We start from the raw sequence: 15,964 nt of genomic DNA on the forward strand, positions 1-15,964 counted from the left end.
TCGATGAACAACAATCTCTCCCGCCGCGGCATCCTGACCGGCGCTCTCGGCCTGGGCGTCATGATCACCACCGCGGCCTGCGGCGGCGGTGGTTCCGACGCCGGGGCCGAGGCGGCGGACTACACCGAGCCCGCCGCGGACATCACGGCCGATCTGACGTTCAGCCTGTGGGACCAGACCCAGGTCGAGGCACTCCAGCAGAACATCGCCTCGTTCCAGGAGAAGTACCCGAACATCAAGGTGACCATCAGCGTCACCCCGTTCGCCCAGTACTTCACCAAGCTCCAGACCCAGGCCAGCAGTGACACCCTGCCCGACCTGTTCTGGATGAACGGCCCGAACTTCCAGCTGTACGCGGGCAACGGCAAGATCGCCCCGATCACCGGACCGATCGAGGCCGGCGTCATCGACCCAGGCAAGTACCCCGAGGCCCTCACCACCCTCTACAGCCTCGACGACGTGCAGTACGGCGTGCCGAAAGACATGGACACGATCGGCGTCTGGGTGAACAAGGCGGTGTTCGAGAAGGCGAAGGTGGACCTGCCCGGGGAGGACTGGACCTGGCAGGAGTTCCAGTCCACGGCCGAGGCGATCTCGAAAGCCCTGTCCAAGGACGGCATCTACGGTGGCGCCGGCGGTATGGACGGCCAGACCACCTACTACAACACGATCTTCGAGTCCGGCGGCGAGGTGATCGCCGACGGTAAGTCCGGTTACGCCTCGGCCCAGTCGCAGCAGGGCATCAGCTTCTGGTCCGACCTGATCGCCTCCGGCGGCTCGCCGAGCTACGCGCAGTTGCTCGACACCACCGCCGACCAGTGGTTCGTCTCCGGCAAGCTGGGCATGTACTGGGGCGGAAGCTGGTTCCGCTCGGCGCTTTCCGGCACCGACATCGAGGACTCGATCACCGTGCTGCCGCTGCCCAGGGGTGCCCGGCAGGCCACGGTCATCCACGGTGTCGCGAACCTGGTGGCGGCCAACTCGCGGAACAAGCAGGCCGCCCACACCCTCCAGGCCTACCTGTCCGGGGCGCAGGCGCAGCAGCAGCTGGGCGAGGCCGGCTCGGTCATCCCGGCGTACGACGGCACCCAGCGCACCTTCGCCGAGTCCATGCCCGACGCCAACCTCCAGGTCTTCCTCGACGCCGTGGACTACGCCGTGCCGCTGCCGGTGAGCGCCGACACGGCCGCCTGGAACACCCTGGAGACGCAGTTGCTGCCCGACGCGTTCTCCGGTGCCAAGCCGGTGGCCGAGGTCACGGCCGACCTGGCCTCGCAGATGGACGCCGTGCTGGCGAAGGGGTAATTCTCGTGAGTTCCGTGACGTCACCTCCGGGCAGTGCCCCCGTCGTCCCGAAAGAATCAGGGACGACGAAAACCCGCCGTCCCCTGCGCCGCGACGGCATCTGGCCCTGGCTGTTCGTGGCACCGCTCGTGGGTGGCGTCGCGGTGTTCTACCTGTGGCCGATCATCCAGACGGCCTGGTTCTCGCTGACCGAGTTCGGGGTGTTCGGCGGAACCACGTTCACCGGCCTGAGCAACTACCAGGAGCTGTTCGCCGACCCGGACCTGTACAAGTCCATCGGCAACACCCTGCTCTACACCGTGATCGTGCTGCTGAACATCCCGATCGCCCTGGTCGTCGCAAGCCTGCTGAACACCCCCGGGCTGCGGTTCGCCGCCGTCTACCGGGTGCTCTACTTCCTGCCGTACGTGGCCATGCCGACGGCCGTGGCGATGGTCTGGCGGCTCATCTTCAACGGCGACTTCGGGCTGCTGAACTACGTTCTCGGCTGGTTCGGCATCGACGGCCCGTACTGGATCAGCACCCCGGGCGCGGCCGTCGTCGCGGTCTCGATCGTCGGCCTGTGGTCCTCGGTCGGCTTCTCGGTGATCGTGCTCGGCGCGGCCCTCAAGCAGATCCCGCCGGAGCTGTACGAGGCGGCCGAACTCGACGGTGCTTCTCGCTGGCGGCGGTTCCGGGCGATCACGGTGCCCCTGGTCACGCCCAGCATCGCGTTCCTGTCGGTGGTCACGGTGATCGCCGGGTTCCAGCTGTTCGACCTGCTCTTCGCCGTCCTCGGCAACTCGTACAGCAACCCCACGATCTACGACAGCATGTCGCTCGTCTACATGTTCTACGAGGCCGGTTTCGTGACGAACGAGAAGGGCCTGGCCGCCGCGGTGGCCATGGTGGTGCTCGTCCTGGTCGCCCTGGCCACGCTCGTGCAGTTCCGGCTCCAGAAGAAGTGGGTGCATGTTGACTAGGCCCGTCGGTCCCCGCCGGAACAACATCGTCGTCCACCTGGCCCTGATCGCCGGGGCACTGGTCATGATGTTCCCGTTCGTCTGGCAGATCCTGATGAGCCTGTCGACGAACGCCGAGGTGCAGTCGGTGACGCCGCACCTGTGGCCGCACGAGCTCCAGTGGGGCAACTACGCCGAGGTGTTCCGCCAGCTGCCCTTCCTGCACCAGCTGCGCACCAGCGCGCTGATCACCGTGATCCGGGTGCTGGCCCAGATCGCGTTCTGCACCCTGGCCGGATATGCCTTCGCCCGCATGCACTTCCGGGGCAAGGGCGTGATGCTGGCCGCCGTGCTGTCGATCCTCATGGTGCCCTCGCAGGTCTACCTGCTGCCGCAGTACCAGATCGTGCAGGACCTGGGCCTTCTCGGCAGCCTGACCGGCCTGCTGCTGCCCGGGCTGTTCAGCGCGTTCGGCACGTTCCTGATGCGCACGGCGTTCCTGGCGCTGCCGGCCGAACTGGAGGAGGCGGCCCGGCTGGACGGCGCGAACCCGTTCCAGGTGTTCTGGCACGTCATGCTGCCGCTGATCCGGCCCAGCATCAGCGTTCTCGCGATCACCTCCACGCTCTGGTCGTGGAACGAGCTGCTCTGGCCGCTGGTGGTCACCACCAACAGCGACGACATGCCGCTCTCGGCGGGCCTGGCCACGCTGATCAACGATCGCACGGTGAACTACCCGGTGGTGCTGGCGGCCAGCCTGCTGGCGACAGCCCCGGTGCTGATCCTGTTCATCGCGCTCCAGCGCCGGGTGATCGACGGGCTCGCCACCTCGGGCCTCAAGTAGAACGACCATCAGGGACGCCGCTGGGCGGGCCGGATCTCCCGGCCCGCCCAGCGGTTTCACAGCAGTTCGGTCACACCTCTTCGAGCAGCAGCGTCACCCGGCCGGGCCGGGCGGCGAGCCGGTAGCGCGGCAGCACGCCCGGTCCGCAGGTGGCCGTGCCGACGCCGGACTGGAACAGGTCGACCGACAGGTGGGTTCGGCCGTCCGCCTCCAGCTCGTGGTGATGTGCCGTGGTGGACAGCACCTTCCGGCTCCACGGCGACACCGTCACCGCCACCGAGCCGTCGGGCGTGTCCGCCGACAGCACCGTCACCCGGAGCGTTCCGCCGTCCGTGACCACGGACGCCTCGCGCACCCCCGCCCGGGCCCCGCTCTCCTGCGGCTTCACGTGCGGCGTGTACAGCTCGCCGGCCGCGACCGTGTGCCGCCCGGTGAAGCCCCCGGCGGCCAGGTCCGGGTACGACGGGCCCGGCCCCCGCCCCAGCCAGGACAGCTCCCGCGGCGCCGCGTCGATCACGAAGTCCAGCCCGAGCCGCGCCCACTCGACCGGCCAGGTGCCGATCGGGGTGAGCGTGACCTCCACCGTGAGGGCCTTGTCCGCCACCCGGCGCCAGACGAACTCGCCGTCCACCGAGAAGTCCCGGCCGGCCGGGGCGGTGCGGGTCGTCACCCGCAGCGCGTCCTCGCCCCACGCCGACGACACCACCCGGGTGCGCGTGCGGTCGAGACCGGCCACGTGCCAGCGCTCGGCGTAGGGCGGCAGGTCCCGCTCGTCCCACCCGGGGTACCGGTCGTTGTCGGTGGGCGCCCGCCAGATGCCGACCTCGGGCCCGTCCAGGCGCAGACCGCCCAGCGAGCGCAGCCGCAGCGACACCGCGTCGAACGAGTCATCGGCCGGGGCAACGGCTTCCACCGGCTCCTCGGCCTGGTTCAGCCACACCCGCTCGCCCCGGCCGACCACGTGGCCGGCCCCGGCCCACGCCGTGTCGTGCGCGAGACGTGCCTCCACGGTCACGATCTCGGGCAGTTCGAGGGCCGCCAGCTCGTCCGGGAACGGCACCACGACCACCTCGCCCGCCGCCACCGGACCGGTCTTCAGCTCACCGGAGTCCAGCTCGCCGTCCTGCGCAGAGATGGCCGTCCAGGTGAACGTGAGGCCGCCGAGATCGGCGAAAGCGTAACGGTTCTCGATGCGCACGGCGTCGTCCAGCACGGTGATCCGGGCCGGCGAGTACCAGTGGGCCAGCGCCACCAGGCCCGGCCGCACCTCGCGGTCCGGCCCGACCAGCCCGTCGATGACGAAGTTGCTGTCGTGCACGTCCTCGCCGAAGTCGCCTCCGTAGGAGTACACGCCGTCGGAGCCGAGCCCGTGCTCGATCCACTCCCAGACGAAACCCCCGGCCAGGCGCGGGTACTGGTCGAACAGCTCCTGGTACTCCTGCAACCCGCCGGGCCCGTTGCCCATCGCGTGCGCGTACTCGCACTGCATGAACGGCAGCGAGCGGCGGTGCAGCTGGGCCGCCGTGGCGTCGAAGGGCGCGGGTGAGGCGATCTCCTCGCCGATCGAGCGCACCTCCTCGAACGAGGCGTACATCCGGGAGTACACGTCGACGTACGTGCTGCTCCAGTCGCCTTCGTAGTGGATCAGCCGGGAGGGGTCGAACGCCCGGGTCCAGGCCGCCATCGCCTCCAGGTTGGTGCCGGTGCCGGCCTCGTTGCCCAGCGACCAGATCACCACGCTGGCGTGGTTCTTGTCCCGGTGCACGGTGCGCTGCATCCGGTCCAGGTAGGCGTCCCGCCACTGCGGGTCGGCGCTGGGGTTGAGCCGCCAGCCGATCTCCTCGAAACCGTGTGTCTCCAGGTCGCACTCGAGCACGACGTAGAGCCCGAGCTCGTCGGTCAGCGCGAGCAGGTCCGGGTGCGGCGGGTAGTGCGACGTGCGCACCGCGTTCACGTTGTGCTGCTTCATCAGCAGCAGGTCCTGCCGCATCCGCTCGGGCGAGGCCACCCGGCCGCGCAGCGGGTCGTGCTCGTGCCGGTTGACGCCGCGGAACTGGATCGGCTCGCCGTTGACCAGCAGCACCGAGTCGCGCACCTCGATCCGGCGGAAACCCAGCTCCAGCGTGACGGTCTCGTTCTCGGCCTCGAGCGTGGCGGTGTACAGCCGGGGGTTCTCGGCCGACCAGGGCTCCACCACACCGACCCCGATGACGCCGCCGTCGGTGGCGTCCAGGTCGACGTCCAGCTCGGGGATCCGCAGCCGCACCGCCGAGGACGCCTCGACGAACAGGTCGACGGTGCCGGTGCCGTCGGCCGCCTCGTAGTCGGTGACCGTGAAGACGTCCCAGATTCCGCCGGCCGGGGTGGCGACCAGCTCGACGTCGCGGAAGATGCCGGGCATCCACCACATGTCCTGGTCCTCCAGGTAGCTGGCGTCGGAGAACTGCGCCACCCGCACCGCGAGCAGGTTGCCGTTCTCGCGCAGCCGGCCGGTCACGTCGAACTCGTGGGTCAGACGGCTGCCCCGGGTCTCGCCCAGCAGCTCGCCGTTCAGCCAGACCTCGGCGGCCGACTCGATGCCGTCGAAGCGCAGCACGGCGCCGTCGGTGAACGTGGCCCCGGCGTCGAAGGTGAGCCGGTAGTCACCGATCGGGTTCTCGTCCGGCGGGTTGGGCGGGTCGATCGGGAACGGGAACCGGGTGTTGGTGTAGGCGGGCTTCCCGTGTCCTTCGAGCACCCAGTGGGCGGGAACCGTGATGCCGGTCCAGTCGTCCCCCTCGGTCCAGGCGGCGTCACCGGTGTTCCAGCCGTCCTCGGGTGCCACCGCGAGGCCCCGGGACAACCGGAACCGCCAGGTTCCGTTCAGGCTCTGACGCGGGGCGGAGGAGTGCAGGCGGGCGCGAGGAGGGCGGGCTCCGGTGCCGGGCCCCTTCCGGGCGATGTTCATGCCGGTCAGGTTCTCAGAGTGGCCTGCGGGCACTGATGACCGGGGTGGGCGGACGTGACAGGATCGGGTGCGTGGCCCAGACCCCCGACACCGCCCTGCCGCCCGCCTTCGCCGAGATCGTCGACGACTTCCATGCGCTGGAGCAGCGCAACCGGCTGGAGCTGCTGCTGGAGTTCAGCCGCGAGCTACCCGCCCTGCCGGAGAGGTATCTCGGCGACCACGACGCGATGGAGGCGGTCACCGAGTGCCAGTCACCGGTGTTCGTCAAGGTCGAGGCCGGTCCCACCCCCGCCGACCCGGCCCGGGTCTTCTTCGACGCCCCGGCCGAGGCGCCCACCACCCGGGGGTTCGCGAGCATCCTCGCGGCCGGGCTGGAAGGGCTGAGCGGTCAGGAGATCCTCGACGTGCCCGACGACGTCCCGCACCGGCTCGGCCTGACCGAGGCGGTCAGCCCGCTGCGCCTGCGCGGCATGGCCGGCATGCTGGCCCGGATCAAGCGCCAGGTGAGGGAGGGCACGGCCTCGTGACCGTGCTCCAGCTCCTGCTCCCCGGCCGCGCCGAGGTGGGCAACCTGACCACCGACCCGGAGCCCACGGTGCAGGCTCTGGCCGACCTGTACGCCTACCCCGAGCCGGTGCCGGTGCGGGGCTGGGTGCGGGCCAACATGGTGAGCACCCTGGACGGCTCGGCGAGCGGACCGGACGGCGTGTCCGGCACCCTCGGCGGGGCGGTCGACAAGGCCACTTTCGGCGTGCTGCGGGGTCTTTCAGACGTCGTGCTGGTCGGCGCGGGCACCGTACGGGCAGAGAACTACGGCGCCCCCACCGCGGATCCGGCGTTCGCCGAGCGCCGCCGGGCGCGCGGCCAGCGCCCGGCGCCGGCGCTGGCGGTGGTCACCCGCAGCGGTGACGTGCCCACCGGCAACGGCGTGTTCGAGGGTTCCTCCCCCACCTTCGTGATCACCACCGCCCGGGCCGACCTGGCCCGGCTGCGCGACCTGGCCGGCCCGGACCAGGTGATCGTGGCCGGCGACGACGACGTGGACACCGACGACGCCGTGCGGGTGCTGGCCGGGCGCGGCTACCGGCGCATCCTGCTGGAGGGCGGCCCGTCGCTGCTCGGGCACTCCCTGGCCGCGGGCACGGTGGACGAGCTGTGCCTGACCTGGGCCCCGGTGCTGGTGGCCGGGTCGGGCCCGCGCATCGCGGTGGGCCCGGGCGCCGACGTCACGGCCCGCCCGGCCCATCTGATCGCGGCCGGCGACGTGCTGCTCGGCCGCTGGCTGGTGCAGCACGTCCCGAACAACTAGCGCGTCCTCACAGGCGCAGCAGGAACCGGGCCACCGCCGACTCCCAGGCGGTGGCGTCCACGTTCCACTCCTTGCAGTGCCGGGCGCCGTCGATCGACATGTAGGTGGCCAGGTCCGGCCGGGCCTCGGCGAACTTCTCCGACGGCCCGGACGGCACGTACTCGTCGTCCCTGCTGTGGATCAGCAGGATCGGGTGCTTCACCTCGGCCGCCCGGCTGACCCAGTCCAGCCGGTCCAGGTCGACCGGGGCCTCGGTGCCCGCCAGCCGCCAGGCCGAGCGGTGGGACAGCACGCTCTGCCCGAGCCGGCCCACCGCCGGTGGCACCCGGTTCATCCGGGCCTGGTGGGCCAGGGTGTCGCGCCAGTCCATCACCGGGGCGTCGAGCACGATGCCCTTGACCCGGTCGGCCGTCCACGACCGCGACACCGTCTGCATGACGATCGCCCCGCCCATCGACCAGCCGAACAGCACCACCTCCTCGGCGCCGTGCTCGGCGGCGTAGACGATCGCCGCCTCCACGTCGCGCCACTCGGTGTCGCCGAGGTGGTAGCGGGCCGGGGGCAGCGTGCCCAGCGGCAGCCCGGCGGTGGTGCGGTAGCCCGCCACCAGCGAGGTCACGCCCAGCCGGTGCAGCACCGGCAGCGCCCGCAGGCACTCCTCCCGGGTGGCCCCGCGGCCGTGCACGAGGATCGCCCAGGTGCTGCCGGTGGGCGGCAGGGCCGCCTGCTCGCTCGCCCGGGCCCGGCGGCCGGGCCGCACGCCGGCCACCGCGGTGGTGCCGCGGGCCGACGCCGTCACCCGTTCGTCCTGGTTCAGCCGGGCCCCGGGGACCAGCCAGCCGTGCAGGGTGGAGTCGCCCTCGATCACCACGTCGGCGTAGGGCAGGCCGAGCGCCGAGGCCGGGTCACCGGCGTAGAAGTACTGGTTCAGCCGTGCCTTGCCGGCCCGCAGCCGCCCGGAGTCCAGGCCGATCAGCGGCCGCTGCACGGTGCCGGCGGCGGTGTCGTACCGTGACACCTCGCCCAGCCGCGCGTGGCTGCGGCCGCCGTCCTGCCACAACCCGTACCGGCCGGGCATCGTGGTGTCGGCGTCGGCCTTCAGCGTGACCACGCCGTTCGCGACCGACACCACCTCGACGCTCTCCGGTTTGTTCGCGTCGGGTGTGACCACCCGCCGGGCGAACACGGTGGCGGCGGTGGCGGCGGCCACGCCCGCCGCGACGGCCGACGAGGCCCCGGCCACGGCGGCAGCGAGGGCCAGCCGCCGCACCCCGTCCGGCAACTGCTGCCCACCGCGCGGGCTCATCGGACGACTCCAGCGGTCTCCGCAACGCTCATGCCCCCAATTCTGCCGACCGAACCGGACGACAGCGACGCCGGACCCCCGCAAGTCCCGCCGATTTCCCGGCGGCCGGGGGTCACGGGTGGTAGCGGGCACCGGTGCCGGGCGGCCACTAGGCTGGTCAGGTGACTGACACTGCGTCGATCCTGGTCCTGACCGAAGTCGCGCTGAGCGAGGAGGACGCGGTCCGCCTGACCTCGGTGCACGCCGATGACGAGGGCGACCGCCCCCGGTACCACCTGCTGGTACCGGCCGACGTGGAGCGGAACCTGCTGGCCGACGTCCTCGATCATCTGAGCCTGTTCGAGCTGCGCGCGGCACTGGAGGCGGTGCGCCGCGACGACGAGCCCACCCGCACCGAGGCCACCACCGCCCTGGCCAAGTCGCTGACGGCGTTCGTCGCGGCCGGCGTCACGGCGACCGGCGAGGTGATCGAGGGTGACCCGGTGGCGGTGCTGGAGAAGCAGGTCGGCCTGGGCGGCCCGACCCGCGAGGTAATGATCGTGACCCGCCCGCACGCGGTCGAAGACACCTTCCACACCGACTGGGCCTCCCGGGCCCGGGAGTCGCTCGGGGTGCCGGTGCTGCACGTCTACGCGGGCAGCAGCTTCCTCGGCTGATTTTTGGACGACGAAAGAGCCCGCTCCGCTCCCGAACTCGGGAGGGGGCGGGCTCTTTCCGGTCAGCTGCCGCGGCTCACCGCCGCGACGGGATCAGCGTCCAGCCGAGGGCGAACAGCACGAACGCCGACAGCATCGACAGGTTGCTGAACTGCGCCGGCGCGTCGTCGATGCGCAGGGTGGCCAGGCCCAGCCAGATCGCCAGCACGATCACGATGGCGGGCAGACCGGCCGAACCCGGATCGGTACGGAAGGCGGCCATCTGGGCGGCCCAGGGACGCGGCCGCACCGAGGTGCGCGCGTGCGTCGGGTCGCTGTCGTCCACCACCTCGACCACCTCGACCTCGGTCTCCCGGGGCATGCCGCGCAGGATCAGCTGGATCCCCTGGGCGACCATGATTAGGGCCGCGATCAGTGCGGGAATCCGCAGCATCATGCCGGCGCCGTCGGCCTGCTGGTCCGAGACCCCCAGCAACAGGCCGAGAATCAGGACCGCCGCACCGAAACCGATACGGCCCGGCGACGACACGGTGGCCGTGCGGGTGGTCGGCACCGGGGGCGACACCGGCCCGTCCCGGTCCACGTCGCGGTAGGCCGGGTCGCGGTAGGCGGAGTCGCGGTAACCCGGCTCGCCGTAACCAGGCTCACGGTGGCCCGGGTCGGAGGCGACCGGCTGACGGTAGCCCGGGTCCGGAGCGGCCGGTGCCGCGGACGGCTCGCGGTGAACGGGCCCGGAAGCGGCGGTCTCACGGTAAGCGGGCCCGCCAGCGGCGGTCTCACGGTAAGCGGGCCCGGAGGCGGCGCTCTCTCGGTAAGCGGGCTCGCCGGCGGCACTTTCGCGGTACGCGGGATCGGCGGGCTCGCGGTACCCCGCCTCGCGATACCCCGGCTCCCGGTAGGCCGGGTCGCCGTAGGCGGTTTCCTCGGTCGCGGTGGCGGCCGGTGCCTGCTGCTCGGTGCGCACCGGCGCGACAACGGCCGCGGGCGGCACCTCTTCGTGCAACGGCTGGTCGACCGGCGGGCCCTTCACCGGCTGCTGGAGTGAGTCCCTCATCGGACGGGACGTGGGGGGACCCGACCTCTGGGCATTGGTCTCGCTGCTCATGTCAACTCCCCGATACGGTGAGCATTCTTCCGGCGACTCCCAGCCAACGTACGGCCGAACGGGTGAGGCCGAAACTCGAGAGGTCCCGGCCCGGTCACCGGCCGCGACCGGCCTCCGGGGACACGGGCGGCGGACCCTACGCTGTCGAGGGGAGCCGGGAACGCCCCGGACCCCGGCACTGTTGAGGTGGTCATGGCAACCAACGGCACGAACCGGATCTACCCGCTCCAGCTCACCAACGACGAGTGGCGCGAGAAGCTCACGGCCCAGGAGTACCAGGTGCTCCGCGAGGCCGGCACCGAGCGGGCCTTCACCGGTGAGTACTGGGACGACACCACCGAGGGTGTCTACAACTGCCGCGCCTGCGGCGTGGAGCTGTTCCGCAGCACCGAGAAGTTCGACAGCCACTGCGGCTGGCCGTCGTTCTTCGCCCCGGCCGCGGAGGGCAAGGTCGAGTACATCGAAGACACCACGCTGGGCATGAAGCGCGTCGAGGTGCGCTGCGCCAACTGCGGCTCGCACCTGGGCCACGTGTTCGAGGGCGAGGGCTACGCCACCCCGACCGACCAGCGGTACTGCATCAACTCGATCAGCATCCGGCGTGAGCCGCTGAAGGGCTGAGTGGCAGTATCACCGGGTGACCGGCGACCAGTTGCACCGTGCCCCGTGGGGCGAGATCGACCCGCACACGCTCTACCGGCTGCTGAAGCTGCGGGTGGACGTGTTCGTGGTCGAGCAGGAGTGTCCCTACCCCGAGCTCGACGGGCGTGACCTGGAGTCGGGGTCGGAGCACCTGTGGTTCTCCGACGCCGACGGCCCGACCGCCTACCTGCGCACGCTGACCGACCCGGACGGTGCGCTGCGCATCGGCCGGGTCTGCACCCGCGCCGACGCACGCGGCCGGTCGCTGGCCGGGAAACTGATGACGACGCTCCTGGCCGGCACCGACGACGGCCGGGACGTCGTGCTCGACGCCCAGGCCCACCTCAGCGGCTGGTACGCCCGGTTCGGGTTCACCGCCGACGGGCCGGAGTACGTCGAGGACGGCATTCCGCACGTCCCGATGCGCCGGCCCGCCGGTCAGGCGGTCACGGCAGAGCGGTGACCAGCTCGCGGATCTCCCGGCGCGGCCCGGTGAAGAACGGGATCTCCTCGCGCACGTGCCGCCGCGCCTCGGTGGCCCGGAAGTCACGCATGAGGTCGACGATCCGGTGCAGGTCGTCGCACTCGAACGCGAGCAGCCACTCGTAGTCGCCGAGCGCGAACGCCGACACCGTGTTGGCCCGCACGTCCGCGTAGCCGCGGGCGGCCTTGCCGTGGTCGATCAGCAGCTGACGGCGCTCCGCCTCGGGCAGGATGTACCAGTCGTAGCTGCGCACGAACGGGTACACGCAGATGTAGCCGCGTGCCTCCTCACCGGACATGAAGGCCGGCACGTGACCCTTGTTGAACTCGGCCGGGCGGTGCAGGCCGACGTTCGACCAGAACGGGCGCAGGTACTTGCCGAACTCGGTGCGCCGCAGGTCTTTGTAGGCGGCCTGGAGCTCGTCCACCGAGTCGGCGTGCCACCAGACCATCAGGTCGGAGTCGGCACGCATGCCGGAGATGTCGTAGATGCCGCGCACGGTGATGCCCCGGCCGGCCAGGCCGGCGAAGAACGCCTCCACCTCGTCGGTCAGCGCGGCGCGGTCGTCGGGCAGCCGGTCCGCGGCGAACACCGACCACATCGTGTAGGTGATGGTGTCGTTGATGGCGCCCGTGTCCGGGGTTGCGGTTTCAGTCTGGCTCATTCTCTGATTCTCTCGTGTCAGACCCGTGGCCCCGCGGCCAGGGTGCGCAGGTCGATGCGCATGCTCGCATCCAGGTCGTGGACGGCCCGGTCGGCCGCGGCGATACACGCCGGAATCCCCACCCCGTCGAACGCCGCCCCGCAGACCGCCAGGCCGGGAACCCCGGCGACGGCCTCGCGGATCCGGTGGATCCGGTCCAGGTGCCCGACCTCGTACTGCGGCAGCGAGTCGTCCCAGCGCACCACCCTGGTCTCGTCCGGGCGCACGTCCCGGCCGATCACGTCGCGCAGCTCGGCGACCGCCAGGTCGGCCAGCTCCGCGTCGTCGCGCCGCAGCACCGACTCCTCCCGGGCCCGGCCCAGTGACAGCCGCACCACCAGGTGCCGGGCGGCGTTCTCGTCGCTGACCCACCGCCACTTGTTCGAGGAGAAGGTGGCGGCCTTGATCAGCCGGCGCTCCACCGGCGGGATCAGCAGCCCGGTGCCGGTCAGGCCGTCGAGCTGCTCACGCGGCACGGCGGCGGCCACCACGGCCACGCTCGCCGTCTCCATGCCGCCGAGTTCCCTTGCCGCCGAAGGCACCTCGGCACCGAGCAGGCGTGAGGCGGCGGCCGGCGGCACGGCCAGGATCACGCCGTCGGCGTCGAGGAACTCCGGCACGTCCGCGGTACCGGTCTCCAGCCGCCAGCCGTTCTCGGTGCGGGTCAGGCCGCGCACCGGGACGCCGGTGCGGACCTGCGCCCCGGCCTGTTCCAGGCGCTCGGCCAGGATCAGCGGGAGCCGTCCCACGCCACCGCGCAGACCGGCGAACACCGGCCCGCCGGACCCGGCCTGCTGCACCGGGGCCGACCCGTCGAGCAGCGGCCGGCCACCGCGGGCACGCTGCCACAGGGCGGGCACGGTGGCCTGGAGCGACAGCCGGTCGGCGTTGCCGGCGTAGACCCCGCCGAGCAGCGGCTCGACCAGCCGGTCCACCACGGCCCGGCCCATCCGGTAGGTCACCCACGACGCCACGTCGATGTCCTCGGTCAGCCGGAACGCCTCGCGGCGCCCCTCCTGGCCCACCCGGGCGACCTCTTCCTCGTCCAGGATCCCGGCCAGCCCGGCCAGCCGGGACCGGTCCACGGGCACGCCCATCACGGTGCCGGCGGGCAGGGGGAAGAGGGTGCCCCGGGAGAGCACCGAGGCCGACGCCGCGCGCGGATGCACCACGTCGTCGTCCAGCCCCAGTTCCCGCAGCAGCCCGACCGCCTCCGGCCGCCGGGCGAGCATCGACTCGGCGCCCAGGTCGGCCGTCACCTCGCCGACCTGACCCACCGCGAGCTTGCCGCCCACCGTGCCGGAGGCCTCCAGCACCAGCACCTCGGCGGCGTCACCGACCTGCCGCACCAGGCGCCAGGCGGCCACCAGACCGGAGATGCCACCGCCGATCACGACCAGCCGCCGGGAGCCGGGGGCCCCGGGCGGGTCCTGCGGCGAAATCCGTGTGCCGTCCTGGTTGCCGTCAGACACGACGACACCGTCCCTTCCTCATACCCCGATCCTCTCTGATGACCCTGTACCCGGGGCCAGGGCCGAACGACCCGTCCGCCTCGCCCGCGATGTGGCGTCCCGGCCGGGTACGAACGGATTTCGTTACCCGATCATGACCTGCCGGGCGCAACCGCCCACGAGGACGGCCCGTCGAACCGTCCGCCGGGCCACGAGGGGCCGGCGGGAACCGGGGAGGGGCCGGCATGACCACAGGGAAGACGTTACGAGGTGCGGTGCTCGCACTCGCACTGGGTCTGGCGTTCGGGCTCGGTGGGTGCGGCGCCGGCGACGAATCGATGTCGGGCGGCGCGAGCGGGGTGATGGCGGACGACGCCTCGGTGTCCGCGCGGGACGGCGCGAAGGGCGCGGGCTCCTCGTCGTCCACAAGCGGTTCCGCGGTGGACGTGGCCTCCACGGTGACCGGCACGCAGCAGATCCGGACCGCACGGGTCCGCCTCACCGTGGAGCACGTCGACGAGGCCGCCACCCGGGTGCGTGAGCTCGCCACCGGCCTCGGCGGCCTGGTGCAGAAGGAGGACACGGTGACGGAACCCGGTGAGGAGGGCGACAGTTCGGAGATCACCGTCCGAGTGCCGGCCGACCGGCTGGACACCGCGATCGGGCAGCTGGACTCCCTCGGCCGGCGCGACGAGATGAGCAGCACCAGCAAGGACGTCACCACCCAGGTCGCAGACCTGGACAGCCGGGTGGCCAGCCAGGAGAAGTCGGTGGAGCGGCTGCGCGCCCTGCTCGACGAGGCCACCTCGGTGAAGGACGTGATCGCGATCGAGTCCGAGCTGGCCACCCGGCAGGCCGATCTGGAGTCGCTCCAGGCGCAGGCCCGCGCGGTGGCCGACAAGGTGGCGCTGTCCACGCTGGTGGTGCGGCTCGATCCGCCCGGTGCCGTGGAGGACGAGGCCGACGCCGGGTTCCTGACCGGTCTCGGCGCCGGATGGACGGCGCTGAGAACCGGCGTGACGGTGCTGCTGACCGTGATCGGCGCGCTGCTCCCGCTGGCCGCCGGGCTGGCCGTGGTGGCGGTGCCGGTCTGGTTCGCCTACCGCCGGTTCCGGGTGCGCAACCCCTGAGACCTACCGGTACTCGGCGATCTTGTACGAGCGGATGGTGTCGACCACGAACTTGAGCGCGTCCGGGTCGGTGCCGGGCATCACGCCGTGACCGAGGTTGAAGATGTGACCGGGTGCCAGGGCACCGCTCAGCAGCGTGCTCCGCACCCGCTCACGCAGCACCTCGTGGGGAGCGAAAAGCAGCGCCGGATCGAGGTTTCCCTGCACGGCGTAGCGCTGCCCGAGTCGCTCGGAGGCCTCCTCCAGCGGCAGCCGGAAGTCGACGCCCACCACGTCGGCCCCGGCCTCGGCCATCGCCGGCAGCAGCTCGCCGGTCTGCACCCCGAAGTGGATGCGCGGCACCGTGGGGTCGAGGTCCTTCACCGCCGCCAGCACCGCGGCCGAGGCCGGCTGCACGTGGCTGCGGTAGTCGGCCAGCGGCAGGGCGCCCACCCAGGAGTCGAACAGCTGCACGGCAGAAGCCCCGGCCGCCACCTGGACCCGCAGGAAGGCCCCGGAGATCTGCGCCAGCCGGTCGAGCAGCGCGCGCCACAGATCCGGTTCGGCATACATCAGGGCCTTGGTCCGGGCCAGGTCGCGACTCGGGCCGCCCTCGACCAGGTACGAGGCCAGGGTGAACGGCGCCCCGGCGAAGCCGATCAGCGGGGTGCCGCCGAGCTCCGCGGTGAGAAGCCGCACCGACTCGGTGATGTCGGGGATCATCGAGGGGTCGAGCTCCGGGATCCGGTCCAGGTCGGCCCAGGTGCGGAACGGCTGCTCGATCACCGGCCCGATGCCCGGCTTGATGTCCAGCCCGACCCCGACGGCCTTCAGCGGCACCACGATGTCGGAGAAGAAGATGGCGGCGTCCACGCCGTAGCGCCGCACCGGCTGGAGCGTGATCTCGGTGACCAGCTCGGGGCGGCGGCAGCTGTCCAGCATCGCGATGCCCTCGCGCACCCTGCGGTACTCCGGCAGCGAGCGCCCGGCCTGCCGCATGAACCAGACCGGCGCGACCGCCGGCTGCTCGCGGCGGGCGGCCGCCAGGAGCGGTGCATCACGCAGGCGGGGGTCACGGGCGGCTACGGGCAGGGCCGGGAACTCGGTGGGCACGCGCCGATCCTCTCAGCTCATCGCCGGTCACGAACACGCGGCAGCACAC

The 15,964-nt window shown here is 71.9% G+C and carries 15 protein-coding genes; 9 read left to right on the forward strand and 6 right to left on the reverse strand.

Translation table 11 applies throughout. The features are described from left to right. The first annotated feature begins 3 nt into the window (after window positions 1-3). Genes KIH74_RS09575 through KIH74_RS09585 form a run of 3 tightly spaced genes read left to right on the forward strand, consistent with a single transcriptional unit; the run spans window position 4 to window position 3,090 of the window. On the forward strand, window positions 4-1,305 hold the full coding sequence (locus KIH74_RS09575; protein WP_214155453.1) for an ABC transporter substrate-binding protein: 1,302 nt from the start codon (window positions 4-6) through the stop codon (window positions 1,303-1,305). A 14-nt stretch (window positions 1,306-1,319) separates the two neighbouring features. Next, entirely contained in the window at window positions 1,320-2,267 is a 948-nt protein-coding gene (locus KIH74_RS36095; RefSeq protein WP_214155454.1) for a carbohydrate ABC transporter permease, read from the forward strand. Next, window positions 2,257-3,090 carry a carbohydrate ABC transporter permease gene (locus KIH74_RS09585; protein WP_214155455.1) on the forward strand — a complete coding sequence of 278 codons (834 nt, stop codon included), beginning with the start codon at window positions 2,257-2,259 and terminating at the stop codon, window positions 3,088-3,090. Before KIH74_RS36095 ends, KIH74_RS09585 begins: the two co-directional genes overlap by 11 nt. 70 nt (window positions 3,091-3,160) lie before the next feature. Here KIH74_RS09585 and KIH74_RS09590 read toward each other — a convergent pair whose 3' ends face one another. Next, on the reverse strand, window positions 3,161-6,037 hold the full coding sequence (locus tag KIH74_RS09590; RefSeq protein ID WP_214155456.1) for a glycoside hydrolase family 2 TIM barrel-domain containing protein: 2,877 nt from the start codon (window positions 6,035-6,037) through the stop codon (window positions 3,161-3,163). A gap of 35 nt (window positions 6,038-6,072) precedes the next feature. On the opposite strand from KIH74_RS09590, the gene KIH74_RS09595 reads away from it, so the two are divergent. Continuing rightward, entirely contained in the window at window positions 6,073-6,564 is a 492-nt protein-coding gene (locus tag KIH74_RS09595; RefSeq protein ID WP_214155457.1) for a SufE family protein, read from the forward strand. After that, window positions 6,561-7,346 (forward strand): dihydrofolate reductase family protein, encoded by a 786-nt coding sequence (locus tag KIH74_RS09600; protein ID WP_214155458.1) that lies wholly within the window; start codon window positions 6,561-6,563, stop codon window positions 7,344-7,346. Before KIH74_RS09595 ends, KIH74_RS09600 begins: the two co-directional genes overlap by 4 nt. Window positions 7,347-7,353: 7 nt before the next feature. On the opposite strand, the gene KIH74_RS09605 is transcribed toward KIH74_RS09600, so the two are convergent. Beyond that, window positions 7,354-8,652, reverse strand: a complete 1,299-nt coding sequence (locus KIH74_RS09605) for an alpha/beta hydrolase (RefSeq protein ID WP_214155459.1) — start codon at window positions 8,650-8,652, stop codon at window positions 7,354-7,356. A 161-nt stretch (window positions 8,653-8,813) separates the two neighbouring features. Here KIH74_RS09605 and KIH74_RS09610 point away from each other — a divergent pair, with 161 nt between their 5' ends. After that, complete coding sequence (locus KIH74_RS09610) at window positions 8,814-9,308, forward strand: hypothetical protein (RefSeq protein WP_214155460.1); 495 nt, start codon at window positions 8,814-8,816, stop codon at window positions 9,306-9,308. 76 nt (window positions 9,309-9,384) lie between these two features. Here the strand turns inward: KIH74_RS09610 and KIH74_RS09615 are convergent, their stop codons facing one another. Continuing rightward, window positions 9,385-10,362: a hypothetical protein gene (locus tag KIH74_RS09615; protein WP_214155461.1), complete on the reverse strand. Its 978-nt coding sequence runs from the start codon at window positions 10,360-10,362 to the stop codon at window positions 9,385-9,387. A 243-nt stretch (window positions 10,363-10,605) separates the two neighbouring features. Between KIH74_RS09615 and msrB the strand changes: the two genes are divergently transcribed. Further along, window positions 10,606-11,034: a peptide-methionine (R)-S-oxide reductase MsrB gene (gene msrB, locus KIH74_RS09620; protein WP_214155462.1), complete on the forward strand. Its 429-nt coding sequence runs from the start codon at window positions 10,606-10,608 to the stop codon at window positions 11,032-11,034. A gap of 16 nt (window positions 11,035-11,050) precedes the next feature. Then, entirely contained in the window at window positions 11,051-11,518 is a 468-nt protein-coding gene (locus tag KIH74_RS09625; RefSeq protein ID WP_214155463.1) for a GNAT family N-acetyltransferase, read from the forward strand. Here the strand turns inward: KIH74_RS09625 and hemQ are convergent. Together hemQ and hemG are read right to left on the reverse strand one after the other, a co-directional pair. After that, window positions 11,502-12,203 (reverse strand): hydrogen peroxide-dependent heme synthase, encoded by a 702-nt coding sequence (hemQ, locus tag KIH74_RS09630; protein WP_214155464.1) that lies wholly within the window; start codon window positions 12,201-12,203, stop codon window positions 11,502-11,504. The two genes, KIH74_RS09625 and hemQ, sit on opposite strands and share 17 nt — an antisense overlap. A 17-nt stretch (window positions 12,204-12,220) precedes the next feature. Then, window positions 12,221-13,714, reverse strand: coding sequence for a protoporphyrinogen oxidase (gene hemG / locus KIH74_RS09635; protein WP_214155465.1), 1,494 nt, complete (start codon window positions 13,712-13,714; stop codon window positions 12,221-12,223). Window positions 13,715-13,938: 224 nt separating this feature from the next. Here hemG and KIH74_RS09640 point away from each other — a divergent pair, with 224 nt between their 5' ends. Beyond that, window positions 13,939-14,823, forward strand: coding sequence for a DUF4349 domain-containing protein (locus KIH74_RS09640; protein ID WP_214155466.1), 885 nt, complete (start codon window positions 13,939-13,941; stop codon window positions 14,821-14,823). Between the two features lie 3 nt (window positions 14,824-14,826). Here the strand turns inward: KIH74_RS09640 and hemE are convergent, their stop codons facing one another. Then, window positions 14,827-15,915 (reverse strand): uroporphyrinogen decarboxylase, encoded by a 1,089-nt coding sequence (gene hemE, locus KIH74_RS09645; protein ID WP_308113681.1) that lies wholly within the window; start codon window positions 15,913-15,915, stop codon window positions 14,827-14,829. Between the last annotated feature and the right edge of the window lie 49 nt (window positions 15,916-15,964).

The organism is Kineosporia corallincola, assembly GCF_018499875.1.
In the GTDB taxonomy this organism is placed as follows: domain Bacteria; phylum Actinomycetota; class Actinomycetes; order Actinomycetales; family Kineosporiaceae; genus Kineosporia; species Kineosporia corallincola.